An 18,765-nucleotide genomic window follows, 5' to 3' on the forward strand; every position below is an offset into this window, starting at 1 on the left:
GACAGTGTCGTACCCACATCATGAACACAGACCCACCATGCGGGCAACCCCGCAGGTCAGGTCGCGGCCAGCGCCCCGCCGAACCCGATCAGCGCGACCCCGGCGACGACGTCACCGGCGCGGCGCACGCGGCGCCGGGTGAAGAAGGCCCGCGCCCGGTGCACGGCGAGGACCAGGCCCACCCCGTAGACGCCGCCGAGCACCGCCACCGACAGCGCCAGCAGCAGCGCGTCGGCGGTGGTCGTCACCCCGGGCACGAGGAACTGCGGCAGCACCGACAGGTACATGACCAGCACCTTCGGGTTGGTGATGTTCGAGCCGAAGCCGACCAGGAACGACCGCCGCACCGGCACCCGCGGACCGCCGTCGGGGACCACGGGGTAGTCCCCGCGGCGCGCGGCCCGCAGCGCCTGCACCCCGAGCACGCAGAGGTAGACCACCCCGGCCCAGCGGATCACGGTGAACGCGGTGTGCGAGCTCGCGACGAGCACACCGAGCCCGAACGCCGCGGCGCTGCCCTGCAGGGCGTTGCCGGTGAACACCCCGGCCAGCGTCGACAGCCCGCCCGCGCGCCCGCCGACCAGCGAGGCGCGCAGCATCACGAAGGTGTCCGGGCCGGGCATCAGCACCAGCCCGACGACGATCAACAGATAGGCACCGTAGGACGTCCAGCTCACGAGGGGCCATCGTAGGCTGCTGCCCCGTGAGATCCCGCCGGCGCCGCACGTCCCGGGAGGCGTCCCCGCTCCCGACGGTCGACGGCCTCGCGCCGGCCCGCGTCCGCACCCCGGCGACCGGCGGGTGGGCGACGATGCGCGACCACCTCGTCGACCGGTTCCCGCACGTCGCGGAGCGGATCGACGCGCGGCTGGCCGCCGGGGAGATCGTGACCGCGGCCGGCCCGGTCACCCCGGCCACGCCGTACACGCCGTCGACGACGCTGTGGCTCTACCGCGACGAGCCCGACGAGGTACCGGTGCCGTTCGGGCTGCCGGTGCTGCACGCCGACGACGACGTGGTCGTCGTCGACAAACCGCACCTGCTGGCGACGATCCCGCGGGGCAGCCACGTCCGCCAGACCGTGCTGGTGCGGCTGCGCCACGAGCTGGGGCTGCCCGCGCTCAGCCCGGCGCACCGGCTCGACCGCGCCACCGCGGGGATCCTGCTGCTGGTGGTGCGACCCGAGCTGCGCGGCGCCTACCAGACGTTGTTCGCCCGCGGCCGGGTCACGAAGACCTACGAGGCGCTCGCCCGGTTCGACCCGGACCTGGAGCTGCCGCGCACCGAGGTGTCGCGGATCGTGAAGCGCCCCGGGGTGTTCGCCGCCGTCACCGAGGACGGCGAGCCGAACGCCGAGACCCGCGTCGAGCTCGCCGGGGTGCGGGGCGAGCGGGCCCGCTACCGGCTGACCCCGCGCACCGGGCGGACCCATCAGCTGCGGGTGCACCTGAACGGGCTGGGCGTGCCGATCCTCGGCGACGACGTCTACCCCGAGCTGCACCGGCGGGCACCGGCGGACTTCACCCGCCCGCTGCAGCTGCTCTCGCGTGCCCTGGAGTTCGACGACCCGGTGACCGGGGCGCGGCGGCGCTTCGTCAGCGGCCGCACCCTGCAGGCGTGGGACGACCCGGACGGCTGGGCCGCCGGGACGCCGCACGAGTGGTGATCAGCCGACGCTGCGGTCGTCGCCGTCGTCGAGGTGGTGGCCGTTGCGGTGCCCGCCGGGCACCGGCGCGCCGTTGACGGCGCCGTTGCGCGCACCACCGGCCGGTCCGTGCGGGCCGTGGTCCTCCGCGGCGCGGTGGCGGCCCTCGCGCAGACCGCGCTGGTAGCTGGCCAGCCGGTTGCGCACCCGGTCGGGTTGGCGCTCCCGCGACCCGGTCGGCGCGACGCCGTTCGGGGTGTCCCGCCACGACGGCGGCACCATCGCCTGCCCGGGCAGGCGCTGCGGCAGGCCCTGCGCGGTGGTCGGCAGGTCGACGACCCGGTCGGCCCGGATCCGGGCGGCGTCGAACTCGGCGTCGCCCGCGGTGCGCCAGTTGTCGTTCGGCGTGACCGGGAGCGCCGTCGTCTCGGTCGATCCCGGCTCACGGAACCAGGCCGAGGCGACCGCCGCGAAGATCGGCGTGTCGTCCGCGTCGTCCACGGGCACCGGCACCTCCGAGTCGAACGGTCCGAACAGCTCCACCGGTGGGGTCGTCCCCGCCGCACCGGTGACGGGAAGTGCCTCGGTGGCCGGGGGGTCCTCCGGCGCGGGCGGCGGTGGCGGGGCGCCGTTGCGCGCCGGGCCCGTGGCCGGCGACGGCGGCCCGTACGGCGGGCGCGGGCCCGAGCCGGGACCGGCCGGGCCGGGGGCGTGCGGACGGGCAGCCGGGGCACCGGAGCCGGCGAAGGGGGCCGCGGCCGCGATCCCGCCGGCCGGGCGGGGGGCACGGCGGGGCAGCCCGGCGGGTGCCGCGGGCTCGTCCCGTTCGGGAGCGACCGGCGGCCAGCTGCGCTCGGGCTCCGCCACCGGGGTCTCCCGGGGCGGCCACGGCACGTCCGCCGACGCGGCCGGTGCGGGGGCGGGGGCGGCGTCCGGTGCCGGGCGGCGCAGCGACGCCGTCGCCCCGGTCCCGGCCTGCTCGACGGACTCGGCCGGCTGCGGCTCCGCGGCGGGCGCCGCAGACTCCGAGCGGCCACCGCCGAGGACCGAGGACGGCAGGTGGAGCACGGCGATCGGGGCGATCGCGGAGTTCCCGGCGGGAGCGCGGACGCCGAGCCGGGCACCGATGGCGCGGGCCAGCCGCGCGGCCACGTGCAGGCCGATCTCCTGCGGGGCGACCGGGCCGCCGGGGGTCGCCGAGCCCAGCGCCCGGTCCAGCTCCTCGACCGGGGTGCGGTGCCGCGGCGGCTGGGTCCCCTGGAGCTCGACGACGATCCCGCCGTCGGGACCCCAGCGGGTCAGCAGCTCGATGCGCTCCCCGGCCGGGGTGGCGCTCGCGGCGTGGGCGAGCAGCTCGGCCAGGATCTGGCCCAGGACGGGCTCGGCGGTCGCGTCGACCGAGACGCTCGGGGTCGGCGGGACGATCGTGCGCGAGGCCGCCTCGCTCGCGGAGACGACGGTGTTGAGCGCCTGCCCGAGCGGGGTCGGCGGGGCGGCGAGCCGGGGCCCGCGGGGGGCGCCGGCGAGGACGAGGATGTGGTCGCCGTCGCGGGCCCCGCGGCGGGCGGCCGCCGCCAGCTCGGCGAGGTCGGCCAGCGCACCCGGGCGCAGCTCACCGGCACGCAGGCGTTCGGTCAGCAGCTGCTGGCGCTCCGAACGGGCCCGCAGCCGGTGCGCGATCGCGGCGAGCACCGCGTCCCCGGCCGAGGCACCCGCCGGGCCGGACGGGTTGGGCGGCGGGTCGTCTCGCGCCACGCGATCGTCCTCCGAACCGTTCGGACGGCGCCCGGGGTCGGACGCCACGTCAGTACCCGCTCGGGTAGCGGGCGGGACGGTTGCGAAGCCTACTCGTCGGTCCGCCCAGCGCTCGCTCTGATGCGGTGGGCGGTGGATCGTGGACGGGCGGGCGGCGCGCCCCCCGCCGGCGGGTCACCAGAGGTGCCCGGACGGGCACGACGGGCGGCCGGGCGGCCGCGCCGGAGGGGTCCTCACTCGAACCGCGACGGGTCCCCCGCACCGTGCCGCACGATCTCCGGCTCGTCGCCGGACAGGTCGACGACGGTGGTCGGCTCGGTGCCGCAGTCCCCGGAGTCGATGACCGCGTCGACCTGGTTCTCCAGCTCCTCCTTGATCTCCCAGCCCTGCGTCATCGGCTCGTCGTGGCCGGGCAGCAGCAGCGTCGAGGACAGCAGCGGCTCCCCCAGCTCGGCCAGCAGCGCCTGGGTGGTGGCGTGGTCGGGGATGCGCACGCCGACGGTCTTCTTCTTCGGGTGCAGCAGCTGCTTGGGCACCTCCTTGGTGGCCGGGAGGATGAAGGTGTAGCTGCCCGGGGTGGACGCCTTCACCGCGCGGAACACGGCGTTGGAGATCTGCACGAACTGCCCGAGCTGCGCGAACTCCGCGCACACGAGGGTGAAGTGGTGCCGGTCGTCGAGCTTGCGGATCTGCCGGATCCGCTCCAGGCCGTCGCGGTTGCCCAGCGAGCAGCCCAGCGCGAAGCACGAGTCGGTCGGGTAGGCGATCAGGCCGCCGGACCGCACGAGGTCCACGACCTGTCCGATGCTGCGCGGCTGCGGGTTCTGCGGGTGCACGTCGAAGTACCGGGCCATCGCGCGAACGTACCGGCTCGGCGGCCCACCCGGGGGGATCGACGACCGGGCGGTCGCGGTGCGGCGGGAAACCGTTGCCCGCGACGCGCGGAGGGGGCCAGGATGCGATCCATGCACGTCGTGGAATACCGGCCGGAACGGCACGAGTTCGCCTGGACCTTCGGTGGCGTGCCCCCGGTGCGCCGGGTCGCGCCCGGGACCTGCCTGCGGCTGTGGACCGAGGACGCGTTCTCCGGGCGGCTCACGTCCACCTCGGACCGGCCGAGCGCGGTGCTCGACATGAGCGAGGTGAACCCGCAGACCGGGCCGTTCCACGTGGAGGGCGCCGAGCCGGGCGACACCCTGGCCATCCACCTCGTGGAGCTGACACCGGCCCGGGACTGGGGTGCCTCCACCCTGATCCCGCTGTTCGGGGCGCTGTCGACGACCGACCGCACCGCGCTGCTGCACGAGCCGCTGCCCGAGCGGACCTGGATCTACCAGCTCGACCGGGCCGCGGGGACGGTGCTGTTCGAGGCGACGAGCGCGGACCTGCGCCTGGAGCTGCCGTGCAACCCGATGCTCGGCACCGTCGGCGTCGCCCCGCCCGGGCGGGAGGTGCGCAGCTCGCTGGTGCCCGACGTGTTCGGCGGGAACATGGACACCCCGGAGATGCGCGCCGGGGCCACCTGCTACCTGCAGGTCAACGTGCCCGGTGCGCTGTTCTCGGTCGGCGACGGCCACTACCGCCAGGGCGAGGGCGAGAGCTGCGGCACGGCCGTCGAGGGCGCGATGGACGTCGTGCTGATCGTCGAGCTGATCAAGAACGCCCCGGTCCCGGCGTGGCCGCGGATCGAGACCGACACCCACTACGTCGTCGTCGGGTCCTCCCGTCCGCTGGAGGACGCGTGGCGGGCAAGCCAGGTCGGGATGATCGCCTGGCTGGGCGAGCTGTACGGGCTGGACCGGCTGGACGCCTATCAGCTGCTCACCCAGGCCGCGGAGTCGCCGCTGGCCAACGTCGTCGACACCAACTACAGCGCCGTCACCAAGATCGCGAAGGCGCTGCTCCCGGCCGCCGCGGCCTACGGCGGCGTCCACCGTCACCTGCGCGAGCAGGCCCGCTCCCTGTAAGAGAGGCCCTTTCCATGGACATGCTGCTGAACGGTCGTGTCGTGCTCGTGACCGGAGGGTCGCGCGGGATCGGGCGTGCGGTCGTCGCCGGGCTGGCGGCGGAGGGCGCGCGGGTCGCGTTCTGCGCCCGCGACGCCGACGGGGTCGCCGCGGCCGAGCAGGAGCTGCGCGCCGCGGGCGCCGGCGAGGTCGCCGGGACCGCGGTCGACGTCGCCGACGGCGACGCGCTGGCCGGCTGGGTCGCCGCCTCCGCCGAGCGCTTCGGCGCCGTCGACGCGGTCGTCGCGAACGTCTCGGCGCTCGCGATCGGCCCGGGCGAGCAGAACTGGCGCTCGAGCTTCGAGGTCGACCTGCTGCACACGGTGCGCCTGGTGGAGGCCGCGCTGCCGCACCTGGAGCGCAGCGACGCCGCCTCGGTCACCGCGGTGTCCAGCGTGTCCGGCCGCGAGATCGACTTCGCCGACGGCTCCTACGGCGTCATGAAGGCCGCGCTGGTGCACTACGTCTCCGGCCTGGCGTTCGACCTCGCGCCGAAGGGCATCCGGGCCAACGCCGTCTCCCCCGGCAACGTCTACTTCCCCGGCGGGGTGTGGGCGAACGTCGAGCAGCACGACCCCGCGCTGTACGCGCACGCGATGGGGCTCAACCCGACCGGCCGGATGGGCACCCCGGAGGAGACCGCCTACGCGGTGGTCTCGCTGGTCAGCCCGCGGGCGAGCCGGATCAGCGGCACCAACCTGGTGGTCGACGGGGCGCTGACCCGCGGGGTGCAGCTCTGAGCGGTCCCGGCGGCGGCCGGACGATCTCCCGGAACCGGACAGTCCATCCCGAACCGGTCTCGGGTTAGGGTCACCTCACCTGACCGAAGGAGATCGTCCGTGACGCCGCCCCGGGCCGCGGTGGCCCTCGCCGCCCTGCTCACCCTGTTCCTCGCCGCGTGCTCCGCGCCCGGCTCGGGCCCCACCGACTCCGGGGAGACCCGCACGGTCGCCACCGCACGCGGCGAGGTCACCGTCCCGGCCGCGCCGCAGCGGGTCGTCGTGCTGGAGCCGGTCCAGCTCGACACCACCGTCGCCCTCGACGCCCCGCCGGTCGGGGCCGGGGTCCTGTCCGAGGGCACCGGGGTGCCCGCCTACCTCGGCGACGCCGGTGCGCAGGTGACGGTCGTCGGGACCGTCGCCGAGCCCGACCTGGAGCGGATCGCGGCCCAGCGGCCCGACCTGATCCTGGGCACCGAGTCCCGGCACGCCGCGCTGTACGACCGGCTGACCGCGATCGCGCCGACGGCGTTCATGGCCTCGCAGGCCGACCCGTGGCAGGACAACGTCCGCTTCGTCGGCCGGGCGCTCGGCCGCGAGGCCGACACCGAGCAGCTGCTCACCCGCTACCGGGACCGCTGCGCCGAGGTGGCCCGGACCCACGACACGGCCGGGCGGACCGCGCAGATGATCCGCCCCCGCGACGGTCTGCTCACCCTGTACGGGCCGACGTCGTTCGCGGGCAGCACCCTGGAGTGCGCCGGGTTCACCATCCCGCCACGGGACTGGGAGAACTCGATCTCGGTGGACCTGTCCCCCGAGCTGGTCCAGCAGGCCCGCGCCGACGAGGTGTTCCTGACCGCGACCGACCCGGCGTCGCCGTCGGCGGTGCCGCCGGCCGTCCAGGCGGTGCGTGCGCAGGTCTTCCCGCGGCTGCACCCGGTCGACCAGTCGGTCTGGATCACCGGGGTCGGGCCGCTCGGCGGGCAGAAGGTGCTCGACGACATCGAGCGGACGCTGGGCCGGTGAGCCCCCTGTCGGCGTCGCCGAACGTCCTGTTCGCCGCCCGGGTGCTCGCCGTCGGCGTGCCCTCCCCCGGGTTCCGGCGGATCGTCCTGGGCGGTCCGCAGCTGGCGCGGTTCGCCCCGCACGGCCGGGACCAGCGGGTCAAGCTGCTGGTCCCGCCGGCCGACGGCTACCCCTCCTCGCTCACCTCGGGCCTGCTGGAACGCGAGTGGCGGGCCCGGCTGCGGGAGCTGCCCGCCGACACGCGGCCGGTGCTGCGCAGCTACACCCCGGCCGCGGTCCGGCCGGGGCGCGGTGAGGTCGACCTCGACGTGTTCCGCCACTCCCGGCCGGGCCCGGCGAGCGCGTGGGCCGCGGCCGCCCGCCCCGGCGACGCCGTCCTGCTCTCCGGGCCGGACGTGCGGCGCGGCAACCCCGGCCACGGTGTGCAGTGGGACCCGGGCCCCGCCACCGAGGTGCTGATCACCGGCGACGAGACCGCGCTGCCCGCCGTGCGCGGCATCCTCGCCGCGCTCCCGCCGCACCACCGGGGCCGGGTGCTGGTCGAGGTCGGCGACCCGGCCGACGCCGTCGGGCTCACCGACGCGCATCCGGGCGTGACGGTGGAGGTCTGCCGTCGGCCCGGGCGCCCGCTGCTCGACGCCGTCGCCGACTGGGCCGGCGCCCACGGTGGGGCGGCCGCCCGCCTCGGCGAGCACTTCTACGCCTGGAACGCCACCGAGAGCACCCGGGTGGCGCGGGTGCGGGCGCTGCTGCACGAGGCGGGCGTCGCCCCGGACCGGGTCCACGCGCAGGGCTACTGGCACGACCGGCCCCGTCCCGCTGCCCGCTGATCACCCGGCCGTCATCCGGGCGTGGCTCTGCGGACATGACCGGCGCGCAGCGTTGCCACACGTGGACGAGACCCCGGTCGAGCCTCAGGCCGACGCCCCCGACACCCTGATCCCGCACCCCGCCGCGGCCGACCCCGGGCACTTCCGGGTCGACGACTCCGACGACGACGACCCGACCCTCGTCGACCCCGAGGGCAGCCCGGTCGACACCTGGCGCCAGGGCTACCCCTACGACGACCGGCTGTCCCGCCTGGAGTACGAGCGCCAGAAGCGGCTGCTGCAGATCGAGCTGCTGAAGCTGCAGAACTGGGTCAAGGACACCGGCAACCGGATCGTCGTGCTGTTCGAGGGCCGCGACGCCGCGGGCAAGGGCGGGACGATCAAGCGGTTCACCGAGCACCTCAACCCCCGCGGCTGCCGGGTGGTGGCGCTGGAGAAGCCGACCGAGCGCGAGTCCGGCCAGTGGTACTTCCAGCGCTACGTGCAGCATCTGCCCTCGGCCGGGGAGATCGTGCTGTTCGACCGGTCCTGGTACAACCGGGCCGGTGTCGAGCGGGTCATGGGCTTCACCGACCCCCGCTCCTACATGGAATTCCTGCGGGCCACCCCGGAGCTGGAGCGGATGCTCGTCCGGTCCGGGGTGCACCTGGTGAAGCTGTGGTTCTCGGTGTCGCGCGACGAGCAGCGCACCCGCTTCCTGATCCGCCAGGTCGACCCGGTGCGCCAGTGGAAGCTGTCCCCGATGGACCTCGCCTCGCTGGACAAGTGGGAGGCCTACACCGAGGCCAAGGAGGCGATGTTCTTCTACACCGACACCAAGGACGCGCCCTGGACGGTGATCAAGAGCAACGACAAGAAGCGCGCACGGCTCGAGGCCATGCGCCACGTCCTGGGCCTGTTCGACTACCCCGGCAAGGACACCGGGGTCGCCTCCCCGCCGGACCGGCTGATCGTCGGTCCCGCCGCGGAGATGTTCGAGCAGGACGAGGGCCCGAACCGCTTCCCGCCGCTGACCGACAAGCACCACTGACCCGCGGGGGCGGTGCTCAGGCGGGCTCGGCCACCAGCGTCATGGTCAGCGAGTGGCCGACGCCCAGGCCGGGGCCCGCGGCCCGTTCGAGTCCGAGCAGGGTCCCGGCGAGCCGGTCGGCGTCAGCCTCGGCGAGCGGCCCCGCCCCCCGGTACGGCTCCAGGGCACCGTTCCAGCGGTCGGCGAACCCGCGCAGCCAGGACAGCACCTCCTCCGGTGCGCCCCCGGTCGCGGGGGTGAACCGGAGGTCGTCGGGGTCGACCCGGGACGGGTCGCGGACCAGGTCGTTCACCAGGGTCCGGAAGCGCGGCACCGCCGGGTGGAAGGTGCCGGTGGCGGTGTGCCGTCCGACCAGGACCGACCGGTCGACGGCGGTGCGCGACACCAGCCGCGCACCGCTGCCGGCCAGCGCGGCGTCGACGGTCGCGTCGAGCTCGGCGCGGCCGTAGAAGGTCATCGGCTCGGCGATCGCCCCGCCGCCGCCGGCGAAGAAGCTCATCGCGTAGTCCCAGCGCTCGGTGCCCCAGCGGGGCTGCCACTCCACCGAGTACCGGCCGAGGACGTCGACGACGACCGCGGCGCGCCGCCCCCGGGCCGCGACGGCCGTCAGCACCGACCCCAGCGCGGCGACGAGCTCGTCGCGGGTGAGGTGGGAGTACGGCACCCCGCAGGACAGGTAGAGGTCGAACGCGCCGTCGGGCAGCACGTCGCGCACGTCGCCGAGCACGAACGACGCCGACGGCGAGCCGACGGTGTCCCGCGCGGTGGCGACCATCTCCGGGTCGACGTCGAGACCGACGTAGCGCAGCCGGTCCTCCGCGACGATCGGCGCGGCGCCCGGTGCCGGGTGCGTGAGGAGGGCGAACCCGTCGGCGGTACCGGACCCGACGTCGAGCACGGCGACCGGGGCTCCGGGCCGCAGGTGCAGCGCGGCCAGCGCACCCGCGATGACCCGCCGGGTGACGGGCTCCTCGGAGCCGACCTTGACGGGGTCCCGTCGCGACGGGGACAGGTAGTGGGCGCTCGCGCCGCGGTAGGACGGGGCCTGCTCGGAACGGCTCACCGTTCCTTCCTACACCGAGAAGATCATTCTCGGCTCACCGCGGGCGGCCGGGGCCGGGCCGGCCGCCCGCGGGAGGTCAGCGGGGACGCCTCAGGCGAGATCGTCCAGCTCGCCGTTCCTGATCGAGGTCAGGAAGGCGGCCATCTCGGTCGCCGGGAAGGCGAGGACGGTGCCGTGCGGGTCCCGCGAGTTGCGGACGGCCACGGTTCCACCGGTCACGACGGCGAGCTCGACGCAGTTGCCCTGGTAGCCGCTGCGCACGCTCTTGCGCCACGCCAGCGAATCGATCGCCGCGGGGCCGCTCAGGTGCATCTGTTCCATGCGAATGCTCACCTCATCTGCACGTGCATTCTCCGTTGCGGAAAAGCTAGCAGGGGGCACGCGGTTCGGTCGTGCAAAACAGGACGGACGCGCCCGGCGGTCGTCCGGCCGCGCCCGGGTGCTCCGCACCGGCCGTGGGCGGTCGGCATCGGACGGTGTCCCCCGCTGCCGGGGACACCGGTGCCGTTCGTCGCCCGGGAGCGACGTCGCCGCAGGTCAGCGCTCGGCGCGCAGCTTGCTCAGGGCCTGTTTGGTCTGCTCCGGGCTGAGCGCGTCGACGGTGAGCCGGTCCATCGACCGGCCGTAGCGCTCGACGTCGGCCCGCTTGTCCAGATAGGAGGACCCGGTCATCTCCTCGAGGTAGACCAGGTCGGGCAGCTCGGGCTCGGCGAAACGCAGCATGGTGAAGGCGTGCTCGGCGCCGTAGCCGGACAGGTCCCAGGGCAGCAGCTGGACGATGACGTTCGGCAGCGACGACAGCTCGACCAGGTGGTCGAGCTGGGCGCGGAAGACCGCCTCCCCGCCGACCGGCCGGTGCAGCACGGCCTCGTCGAGCACGGTCCAGAAGGTCGGGGCGTCCTTGCGGTGCAGCACGCGCTGGCGCCGCAGCCGCACCTCCAGGCGCTTCTCGACGTCGGCCCGCTCGGCGGGCGGCAGGTCGGTGTGACCGCCGCTGACGACCGCGCGGGCGTACTCCTCGGTCTGCAGCAGGCCGGGGACGAACAGGAGCTCGTAGGACGAGATCCGCGACGCCGAGGCCTCCAGACCCACGAAGTCCTCGAACCAGCCGGGGACGACGTCGTTGTAGCGGGCCCACCAGCCGCTGGAGTTGCTCTCCTCCGCCATCGACAGGACCTGGTCGCGCTCGGGGCCCTCGGCGACGCCGTACATCGTCAGCAGGTCGGCCACGTCGCGCTGCTTGAACCCGACCTTGCCGGACTCCAGCCTGCTCATCTTCGAGTCCGAGCCGCGGATCGCGTACGCCGCGTCGGTCCGGGAGATGCCCGCGCGCTCCCGCAGCCGGCGCAGGTGGGAGCCGAGGACGATGCGCCGCGCGGTCGGGCCGCGGTCGGCACCGGGCGGGGTGGGGCTGTTCGGGCTGGGGACCACCGGGACGGGCTCCTGCGGGTTGCGGGGACTGCCGATCGGGTGACCCAGCCTACACAACGGTTCCGCAGGTCGTCAGCGGTCTCGATCACGGGCCACTTCCGGACGGTGACGGTGCGTGCCCGTCGGGCCGGTCCGCTACGGTGACCGCACCGGTGATCGGCGCCACGACGGGCGCCGTCCGGGCACCGACCGACGACCCGGCGCGACGGCGCCGACGACGCAGTGAGGACTCCGCCGATGGCCCAGCCGACCGAGGGTCGCGCTCCCGCGTACATCGACACGACCAAGGCCAGCATCGCCCGGGTCTACGACTACGCGCTCGGCGGGAAGGACAACTACGAGGTCGACCGGGAGACCATCGAACGGGTCCGGCAGGTGGCCCCCGAGGTCAACATGCTCGCGATCGACAACCGGGCGTTCCTGATCCGGGCGGCGCGCTTCGTCGCCACCCAGACCTCCATCACCCAGTACCTGGACTGCGGCTCCGGCCTGCCGACCGCGGAGAACACCCACCAGGTGGTCCAGCGGCTGCAGCCCGAGGCCCGGGTCGCCTACGTCGACAACGACCCGACCGTCATCGCGCACGGCCAGGCGCTGCTGGAGGACAACGAGTTCACCCGCTTCTCCGCCGCGGACATCCGCGAGCCGGAGACGGTGCTGGCCGACCCGACGGTCCAGGGCTTCCTCGACCTCGACCAGCCGCTCGCGCTGTTCCAGATCGGCACCATCCACCACTTCGACGACGCCGTGGACCCGCAGGCGATCATGGCGCGCTACATCGAGCGGCTCGCCCCCGGCAGCGTCGTCGCGATCGCGCACTTCTTCGACCCGGAGAACGCGGACAGCGAGCTGGCCCGGCGGATGGAGCAGGTCTTCGTCCACAGCCCGATGGGCAGCGGCCGGTTCCGCACGCACGCCGAGATCAGCGGCCTGTTCCCCGGCCTCGAGCTGGTCGACCCGGGCATCGTCCCCTGCTACCGGTGGTGGCCCGACGGCCCGCAGCTGCGCACCGAGGACCCGGTGCAGCGCTGCATCGTCGGCGGGGTCGGCATCAAGCGATGAGTCCGCGGGGCCGCCGCGGTCGGAACGGGTGAGACCCGCCGACCCCGGGAGGCCCCCGTGACCGTCACCCTGGACCGCACCGCCGCGCTCCTGCACGACGCCGTCGGCACCGGGCGCGTCCCGGGGCTGGTCGCCGCCGTCGACGACCCCCGGCACGGCACCGGGGTGCACGTCCTCGGCGAGGACGGCGCCGGACACCCGCTGCGCCGCAACACGCTCGTGCGGATCGCCTCGATCACCAAGCCGGTCGTCGCGGTCGCCGCGCTCGCACTGGTCGAGGACGGGATGCTGGAGCTCGACGGGCCGGTCGCGGCCTGGCTCCCGGAGCTGGCCGCGCCGCGGGTGCTGCGTCACGAGGCCGCCGAGCTCGACGACACCGTCCCCGCGCGCCGACCCATCACCCTGCACGACCTGCTGACCTACCGCTGCGGGATCGGGATGCTCCCCCGCTTCGGCGCCGACCTGCCCGTGCAGCGCGCCACCGCCGGGCTCGGCAGCGACGGGCCGCCCGGCAGCTACCCGCTGCCCGACCCCGACACCTGGACCGCGCGGCTCGCCGCGGTGCCGCTCGTCGCACAGCCGGGATCGCGCTGGCTCTACCAGACCAGCGGCGACCTGCTCGGCGTCCTGCTCGCCCGCCGCTGCGGGACCGACCTGCAGACCGTGCTGGCCGAGCGGGTGTTCACCCCGCTCGGCATGCGCGACACCGGCTTCTCGGTGCCCGTCGCCGATCGGGACCGGTTCGTCCCGCTGCTGGCCGCCGCACCCGGCGGTGCCTTCACCGTGACCGACCCGGTCGACGGCGCGTGGGCGGCACCGCCGGTGTTCCCGTCCGGGGGCGGCGGCCTGGTCTCCACCCTGGACGACCTGCTCGCGTTCACCCGGGCCCTGCGCGGGGGCGGCAGCCCGGTCCTGTCCCCCGGCGCCGTCGCCGAGCTGACCACCGACCGGCTGAGCGCCGCGCAGCGGGCCGGCGCCGCCCCGTTCCTCGACGACGGCTGCGGCTGGGGCCTGGGCCTGGCCGTCGAGGACGGCGGCCGCTACGGCTGGGACGGCGGCCTGGGCACCGCCTGGCGGTCCGACCCGGCCACCGGGGTGATCTCGCTGCTACTGACCCAGGTCATGTGGTCCGGGCCCGAGGGGCCCGCGCTCGTGCACTCCTTCCGCGCCGCGGCGCACTCCTGAGAGGACCCACCGTGGACTGGACGCTCGAGGTCGTCGTGCTGCCGGTGTCGGATCTCGACACCGCGGTCGCCTTCTACCGCGACCGGGTCGGTTTCGACCTGGACCACGACACCCGCACCGAGCACATGCACGTCGCCCAGCTGACGCCGCGGGGCTCGGGCTGCTCGATCGTCGTCGGCTCGCTGCCGGCGCAGAACGAGATGGCGCCGGGCTCGATGCGCGGGCTGCAGCTCTGCGTCGCCGACGCCCGGGCCGCGCGCGACGAGCTCGTCGGGCGCGGGCTGGAGTGCAGCGAGGTGATGGTGCTCGACGAGCGCGACGGCGGCACCTTCTTCGGCTTCGCCGATCCCGACGGCAACACCTGGGCGGTGCAGGAGCTGCGGGTCCGCGGTCACCGGCCGCTGATCCCGGAGTCGGCGCGGGGCCGCTTCGGCGGCTGAGTACACCCGGTCACAGCGATTGCGTGACGGTCTCCGGGGGCGCATACTCGTCGTAATTCAACACCAGTTGAAATGAGGTGGGTGTGATGTCGGAGCGGACGACGTGCTGCGTGGTCGGGGGCGGCCCGGCCGGGATGATGCTGGGGCTGCTATTGGCCCGGGCCGGGGTCGAGGTGACCGTGCTGGAGAAGCACGGCGACTTCCTGCGGGACTTCCGCGGGGACACCGTGCACCCCACCACCCTGGACCTGCTCGACGACCTGGGGCTGGGCGAGCGGTTCGCCGCGCTGCCGCAGAGCCGGGTCGACGAGGTCGTGATCCCCGACGAGCGGGGCGGCGCCCAGCGGGTCGGGAACCTGTCGCTGCTGCGCCGGGTCGGGGTCCGCCACCCCTACATCGCGCTCGTCCCGCAGTGGGACCTGCTGAACCTGCTCGCCGAGGTCGCCGCCGACGAGCCCGCCTTCCACCTGCGGCTCGACACCCGGGCCACGTCGCTGGTCCGGGAGAACGGGCGGGTCGTCGGCGTCCGGTACGCGACGACGACCGCGCCCGGTGCGGAGACCACCGGCGAGATCCGGGCCGACCTCACCGTCGCCTGCGACGGCAGGCACTCGGTCCTGCGGGCCGGGTCCGGCCTGCCCGTGACCGAGTACGACGTCCCGTTCGACACCTGGTGGTTCCGGCTGCCGCGCCGCCCCGAGGAGCAGCGGGCCACCCTGCGCCCGCGGATCGGGAAGGGGCGCTTCGCGGTGGTCATCCCGCGCGAGGGCTACTACCAGATCGGCTACCTCGCCCCCAAGGGCGCCGACGCGCGGCTGCGCGCCGCGGGCGTCGAGTCGTTCCGGGCCGACATCGCCGAGCTGATGCCGGAGTACGCCGACCGGGTCGACGAGATCGCGTCGATGGACGAGGTGAAGCACCTCGACGTGAAGCTCAACCGGCTGCGCCGCTGGCACGTCGACGGCCTGCTCTGCATCGGCGACGCCGCGCACGCGATGTCCCCGATCGGCGGCGTCGGGATCAACCTCGCGATCCAGGACGCGGTCGCCGCCGCGACCCTGCTCGCCGCCCCGTTGCAGCGGGGCACCCTCACCGAGCGGGACCTCGGCCGGGTCCGCAACCGCAGGCTGCTCCCGACGGTGCTGGTCCAGGGCCTGCAGCGGATCATGCACCGCAACATCGCCGGCCCGGCGCTGGCGGGACGGCTCGACGGTCCCCCGGCTCCGCTGCTGCGGCTGATGCGCGCGGTCCCGGCCGCCCAGATCGTGCCCGCCTACCTGGTGGGCGTGGGCTTCCGGCCGGAGCGGGCCCCGGACTTCGCCCGTCGCGAGCCCGTCCCGGCCGGCTGAGCCGCGGCTAGGCTCACCGGGTGCTGTCCCTGGACGCCCTCGACGTCGACCTGCTCGCCGCGCTGCGCGACCGGCCGCGGGCCGGGGTGCTGGAGCTCTCGCGCACGCTGCGGGTCGCCCGCGGGACGGTGCAGGCGCGGCTGGACCGGCTGGAACGTGCCGGGGTCGTCACCGGGTACGGCCCGGACGTCGACCTCCCGGCGGCCGGGTACGGCGTGCAGGCGTTCGTGACGCTGGAGATCGCGCAGGGCGAGCTGGGCGACGTCGCCGCCGAGCTCGCCGCGCTGCCCGCGGTCACCGAGGCGTACGCGACGACCGGCTCGTCGGACGTGCTGTGCCGGCTCGCGGCGTCGTCGCACGAGGACCTGCAGGACACCCTGCTCGCGCTCGGCCGCTCACCGCTGGTGGCCCGCTCCACCAGCGTGGTGGTGCTGTCCACCCTGGTCGCGCCGCGCTGGCGGCCGCTGCTGGAGCGCGACCACCGCGAGGGCCCGAGCCGGGCGCCCGCCTACCGGGACTGACCGGCCCCGTAGTTCGACGGTGCCGGCGCCGCGGCGGCCGGGGCACGATCCCCCCGTGTCGAGGACGGTGCTCGTGGTCGTGGTGGTGGCGGCGTTGCTGGTCGGGGCGGCGGGCCTCGTGTGGTGGTACGGTCCGGCCCGCCACGACCGCGTGCGTGAGCTCGCCCGGCAGGCGGCCGAGCGCGAGGCACCGGGAGCGCTGCGCGTGCTGTCGGTGCGGGGGCTCGGCGCCGCCGGTGGGTACGAGGTCACGGCCGCGGTCGTCGGCGACCCCGACGCGGTCGCGTCCTTCGCGACCGGCCCGGGCGGCGCCTGCCCACCCGGGTCGCGGTGCGCGCTCGCCGTCGGGCCCGCGGTGGCGCGGGCCCGGGCCGAGGCGGCGGAGCTGCGCAGCCTCACCACGGCGCTCGACCGGTGCGGCGCCGACGTGGCGGGGATCCGCGAGCTGCGCCGGATCGACCGCCCCGGCGGCCCCGGACCGGGTATCGACGACGCCGCGGGACTGGTCGCCGAGCTGACCGTCGTCGCCGGGCCGTCCACGGCCACCGACGGTGGCGCGGCGCTGCTGGCCCTCCTGGACCGGTGCGCCCTCGACGCCGCCCGGGCGCGCGCCGGCCTGGCGGGGATCGACCCGGACGGACCGGTCACGCTGTCGGTGCGGGTGCTCGACCCGGCCGACGCCGTCCGGCCCGGGCCGCCCGGGCCCGACCGGCCGCGGGCGCTGGTCCTGCGCGAGGCGGCCGAGGCCGCGGCCGCGCGGGTGCGGCACCGCACGACGGTGCGCGCGACCCGGCACGGCGTGCACGAGGGCGCGACGCTCGACTTCGGCCCGGCCGGGGCGACCGGCTACCGGGCGGCCGCCGAACGGGTGGCCGCCGCGTACCTCGCGGCGACGGGCGTCCCGTCCGCGAACACCCCGGCGCTGCACTCGTTCCGCCAGTACCTGCCGGGCTCGACCGACCGGGTCCGCGCCTACGTGTCGTTCCGCTCCCCCGGGCGCACCGCGCCGGGCGACGACCGGGTGGTCGCGGTCGACGTCGGCGCGGACGGCTCCGACCCGGTGGCGCTGCGGGTGCTCGACGCCCCGCAGCCGTGGCGGCTCCCGTTCGAGCCGGGCCTGCGGTGACCCGGCGGCCGGGTCAGCCGAGGTGGTGCGCCGCCCGGTGCGCGCCGAGCACGTCCAGGCCGAAGTCGGCCGACGGGTCGCGCCACACCGAGTGGGCGTGGTTGGCGTCGCGCTGGGTGTTGTCCCACTCGATGAGCAGGCGCGGGCCCTGGACCCGGTAGTAGCTCGGGGCGCCGTCCTCCAGCGGCCCCGCCCAGGCGAGGTGCACGGCGTCGAGCTCGGTGTCGTCGTCGTAGCGGGAGATCGGCTGCAGCGGCTCGGCGACCCGCTTCAGGTAGGTGCCCAGCAACGCGCGCAGCATCTCGCGGCCCCCGGCGTCCAGGTCGGACGCCGGCACGCCGGCCGGGGTGCGCGACAGCGCGACGGTCTCCTTCTGCGCGTCGGTGAACGCGGCCCGCTCCTCGATGGCCGCGCTCATGTCGTCGAGCTTGCGCTGCTGCTCGGGGTCGGCGAAGGACTCGGTGCGCCAGATCCCGGCCAGCGGGATCCAGTTGTCGCCCTCCTGCGGCTCGGTGCGGTTGGCGGCGACGAGGTCCGGTGGGGCCTTGTCCAGCAGCACCGCACGCTCGCGCAGCTCGGCGGGCAGCGAGCGGACGAGGTCGCGGGCGAGGTCCTCGACCCGTCCGAGCGGGCGGAGCACGGCGTCGCCGAGCAGCTCGGAGGTCGCCGGGTCGGCGCCCAGGAAGCACGGGGTCGAGGCGACCACGACGCCGTCGACGACCAGCATGTTGACCGAGACGTGGTGCCCGCCGAAGCGCCAGCCCCAGGTGCCGGTGTCCCCCGGCTCGCCGAAGACGCGCAGGTAATACATCTGCGGGTCCCGGCCGCGGGTCCGGTCGAACAGCGTCACGAAGCCCTCGGTGTGGTCGAGGACGTTCTCCAGCCCCATCACGGTCGCGACGGTGACGTAGGCGGCCCGCGACAGCCCGGACGCGACCAGCTTCATGGCAGCGCGCTGCTGCGGCGGGAGCTGGTCGTGGAAGGTGAGCCCGCCGTGGTCGGTGGGGGTGTAGAACCAGCGGCGGCGCTCGGCGTCGGCGTCGCCGTCACCGGTCGGGGCGTGCCCGACGGCGACCTCCCGCTGCGCCGGGTCGAGGGTGTCCAGCCAGGCCAGCGCGGCCCCGGCCATCGCGTCCGCCGTCTCCCGGGTGTCCGCCGCACCGATCATTCTGCCGACGGTAGCGACTGCGGGCAGACTCCACCGGGCGAGATGCGCCATACTCGTTGTGCACAACCAATCGAGCCGGAGGCAACGATGCCCACTCCCACCGACGACAACCGCGACCTGCTCACCGTGATCGCCCGGATGCGCGCGAAGCCGGGCAAGGAGGAGGAGCTGAAGGCGGAGCTCGAGAAGCTGATCGAGCCGACGTCGAAGGAGGACGGCTACGTCAACTACGACCTCCACCAGGGCTGGGACGACCCCGCGGTGTTCTTCTTCTACGAGAACTGGGAGTCCGAGGCGAAGCTCGACGCGCACCTGCAGACCCCGCACCTGGTGCACTTCGTCGGGATCATGGGCGACCTGCTCGACGGCGAGCTCGTGATCCAGAAGCTGCGCCGCATCGCCTGAG

General features: G+C 75.2%; 20 protein-coding genes. 13 read left to right on the plus strand and 7 right to left on the minus strand.

The features are described from left to right. Window positions 1–56: 56 nt before the first annotated feature. Window positions 57–677, minus strand: a complete 621-nt coding sequence (locus DMP17_RS34975; RefSeq protein ID WP_226357601.1) for a LysE family translocator — start codon at window positions 675–677, stop codon at window positions 57–59. 26 nt (window positions 678–703) lie between these two features. On the opposite strand from DMP17_RS34975, the gene DMP17_RS34980 reads away from it, so the two are divergent. Further along, the gene (locus DMP17_RS34980) at window positions 704–1,666 is read left to right on the plus strand and encodes a pseudouridine synthase (protein WP_337831784.1); all 963 of its coding nucleotides are present in this window, start codon (window positions 704–706) and stop codon (window positions 1,664–1,666) included. Here the strand turns inward: DMP17_RS34980 and DMP17_RS34985 are convergent, their stop codons facing one another. Further along, window positions 1,667–3,400 (minus strand): hypothetical protein, encoded by a 1,734-nt coding sequence (locus tag DMP17_RS34985; protein ID WP_337831785.1) that lies wholly within the window; start codon window positions 3,398–3,400, stop codon window positions 1,667–1,669. It lies immediately after the preceding gene. 233 nt (window positions 3,401–3,633) lie between these two features. Next, window positions 3,634–4,254, minus strand: a complete 621-nt coding sequence (locus tag DMP17_RS34990) for an L-threonylcarbamoyladenylate synthase (protein ID WP_226357604.1) — start codon at window positions 4,252–4,254, stop codon at window positions 3,634–3,636. Window positions 4,255–4,365: 111 nt separating this feature from the next. On the opposite strand from DMP17_RS34990, the gene DMP17_RS34995 reads away from it, so the two are divergent. From DMP17_RS34995 to ppk2, 5 genes are all read left to right on the plus strand, one after another. Next, window positions 4,366–5,367: an acetamidase/formamidase family protein gene (locus tag DMP17_RS34995; protein ID WP_062395873.1), complete on the plus strand. Its 1,002-nt coding sequence runs from the start codon at window positions 4,366–4,368 to the stop codon at window positions 5,365–5,367. A gap of 14 nt (window positions 5,368–5,381) precedes the next feature. Next, entirely contained in the window at window positions 5,382–6,146 is a 765-nt protein-coding gene (locus tag DMP17_RS35000) for an SDR family NAD(P)-dependent oxidoreductase (protein WP_226357605.1), read from the plus strand. Between the two features lie 99 nt (window positions 6,147–6,245). Then, window positions 6,246–7,154, plus strand: a complete 909-nt coding sequence (locus DMP17_RS35005; protein ID WP_337831786.1) for an iron-siderophore ABC transporter substrate-binding protein — start codon at window positions 6,246–6,248, stop codon at window positions 7,152–7,154. Beyond that, window positions 7,151–7,984, plus strand: coding sequence for a siderophore-interacting protein (locus DMP17_RS35010; protein WP_337831787.1), 834 nt, complete (start codon window positions 7,151–7,153; stop codon window positions 7,982–7,984). Before DMP17_RS35005 ends, DMP17_RS35010 begins: the two co-directional genes overlap by 4 nt. Before the next feature lie 61 nt (window positions 7,985–8,045). Further along, a complete protein-coding gene (ppk2, locus tag DMP17_RS35015; RefSeq protein WP_337831788.1) occupies window positions 8,046–9,014 on the plus strand; it encodes a polyphosphate kinase 2 in 969 nt (322 codons plus the stop codon). A gap of 16 nt (window positions 9,015–9,030) precedes the next feature. On the opposite strand, the gene DMP17_RS35020 is transcribed toward ppk2, so the two are convergent. The 3 genes from DMP17_RS35020 to DMP17_RS35030 form a co-directional block, all read right to left on the minus strand. Next, on the minus strand, window positions 9,031–10,077 hold the full coding sequence (locus DMP17_RS35020) for a class I SAM-dependent methyltransferase (RefSeq protein WP_337831789.1): 1,047 nt from the start codon (window positions 10,075–10,077) through the stop codon (window positions 9,031–9,033). A gap of 90 nt (window positions 10,078–10,167) precedes the next feature. Beyond that, on the minus strand, window positions 10,168–10,398 hold the full coding sequence (locus tag DMP17_RS35025; protein ID WP_226357609.1) for a DUF397 domain-containing protein: 231 nt from the start codon (window positions 10,396–10,398) through the stop codon (window positions 10,168–10,170). 216 nt (window positions 10,399–10,614) lie between these two features. Beyond that, the gene (locus DMP17_RS35030) at window positions 10,615–11,508 is read right to left on the minus strand and encodes a helix-turn-helix domain-containing protein (protein ID WP_226357610.1); all 894 of its coding nucleotides are present in this window, start codon (window positions 11,506–11,508) and stop codon (window positions 10,615–10,617) included. A 237-nt stretch (window positions 11,509–11,745) separates the two neighbouring features. Here DMP17_RS35030 and DMP17_RS35035 point away from each other — a divergent pair, with 237 nt between their 5' ends. The 6 genes from DMP17_RS35035 to DMP17_RS35060 all read left to right on the plus strand — a co-directional run bounded on the left by DMP17_RS35035 (window position 11,746) and on the right by DMP17_RS35060 (window position 17,191). Continuing rightward, window positions 11,746–12,570: an SAM-dependent methyltransferase gene (locus tag DMP17_RS35035; RefSeq protein ID WP_178373503.1), complete on the plus strand. Its 825-nt coding sequence runs from the start codon at window positions 11,746–11,748 to the stop codon at window positions 12,568–12,570. 57 nt (window positions 12,571–12,627) lie between these two features. Then, window positions 12,628–13,755 carry a serine hydrolase domain-containing protein gene (locus DMP17_RS35040; protein WP_337831790.1) on the plus strand — a complete coding sequence of 376 codons (1,128 nt, stop codon included), beginning with the start codon at window positions 12,628–12,630 and terminating at the stop codon, window positions 13,753–13,755. An 11-nt stretch (window positions 13,756–13,766) separates the two neighbouring features. After that, the gene (locus DMP17_RS35045; protein ID WP_337831791.1) at window positions 13,767–14,195 is read left to right on the plus strand and encodes a VOC family protein; all 429 of its coding nucleotides are present in this window, start codon (window positions 13,767–13,769) and stop codon (window positions 14,193–14,195) included. Between the two features lie 86 nt (window positions 14,196–14,281). Continuing rightward, window positions 14,282–15,544 (plus strand): FAD-dependent oxidoreductase, encoded by a 1,263-nt coding sequence (locus tag DMP17_RS35050; protein WP_337831792.1) that lies wholly within the window; start codon window positions 14,282–14,284, stop codon window positions 15,542–15,544. Window positions 15,545–15,564: 20 nt separating this feature from the next. After that, on the plus strand, window positions 15,565–16,065 hold the full coding sequence (locus tag DMP17_RS35055) for an Lrp/AsnC family transcriptional regulator (protein WP_226357614.1): 501 nt from the start codon (window positions 15,565–15,567) through the stop codon (window positions 16,063–16,065). 55 nt (window positions 16,066–16,120) lie between these two features. Continuing rightward, window positions 16,121–17,191, plus strand: coding sequence for a hypothetical protein (locus tag DMP17_RS35060; protein WP_337831793.1), 1,071 nt, complete (start codon window positions 16,121–16,123; stop codon window positions 17,189–17,191). A 13-nt stretch (window positions 17,192–17,204) separates the two neighbouring features. On the opposite strand, the gene DMP17_RS35065 is transcribed toward DMP17_RS35060, so the two are convergent. Beyond that, on the minus strand, window positions 17,205–18,359 hold the full coding sequence (locus DMP17_RS35065) for a DUF3500 domain-containing protein (protein WP_226357616.1): 1,155 nt from the start codon (window positions 18,357–18,359) through the stop codon (window positions 17,205–17,207). 87 nt (window positions 18,360–18,446) lie between these two features. On the opposite strand from DMP17_RS35065, the gene DMP17_RS35070 reads away from it, so the two are divergent. Then, window positions 18,447–18,764: a putative quinol monooxygenase gene (locus DMP17_RS35070; protein WP_073574481.1), complete on the plus strand. Its 318-nt coding sequence runs from the start codon at window positions 18,447–18,449 to the stop codon at window positions 18,762–18,764. The last annotated feature ends 1 nt before the right edge of the window (window position 18,765 follow it).

It is taken from the genome of Pseudonocardia sp. TMWB2A, from assembly GCF_017312135.1.

Excerpts from the sequence above, each read along its gene's own strand:
- DMP17_RS34990 (WP_226357604.1), bottom strand. The coding sequence starts at position 4,254 with ATGGCCCGGTACTTCGACGTGCACCCGCAGAACCCGCAGCCGCGCAGC.
- DMP17_RS34995 (WP_062395873.1), top strand. The coding sequence starts at position 4,366 with ATGCACGTCGTGGAATACCGGCCGGAACGGCACGAGTTCGCCTGGACC.
- DMP17_RS35000 (WP_226357605.1), top strand. The coding sequence starts at position 5,382 with ATGGACATGCTGCTGAACGGTCGTGTCGTGCTCGTGACCGGAGGGTCG.
- DMP17_RS35025 (WP_226357609.1), bottom strand. The coding sequence starts at position 10,398 with ATGGAACAGATGCACCTGAGCGGCCCCGCGGCGATCGATTCGCTGGCG.
- DMP17_RS35035 (WP_178373503.1), top strand. The coding sequence starts at position 11,746 with ATGGCCCAGCCGACCGAGGGTCGCGCTCCCGCGTACATCGACACGACC.
- DMP17_RS35050 (WP_337831792.1), top strand. The coding sequence starts at position 14,282 with ATGTCGGAGCGGACGACGTGCTGCGTGGTCGGGGGCGGCCCGGCCGGG.
- DMP17_RS35065 (WP_226357616.1), bottom strand. The coding sequence starts at position 18,359 with ATGATCGGTGCGGCGGACACCCGGGAGACGGCGGACGCGATGGCCGGG.
- DMP17_RS35070 (WP_073574481.1), top strand. The coding sequence starts at position 18,447 with ATGCCCACTCCCACCGACGACAACCGCGACCTGCTCACCGTGATCGCC.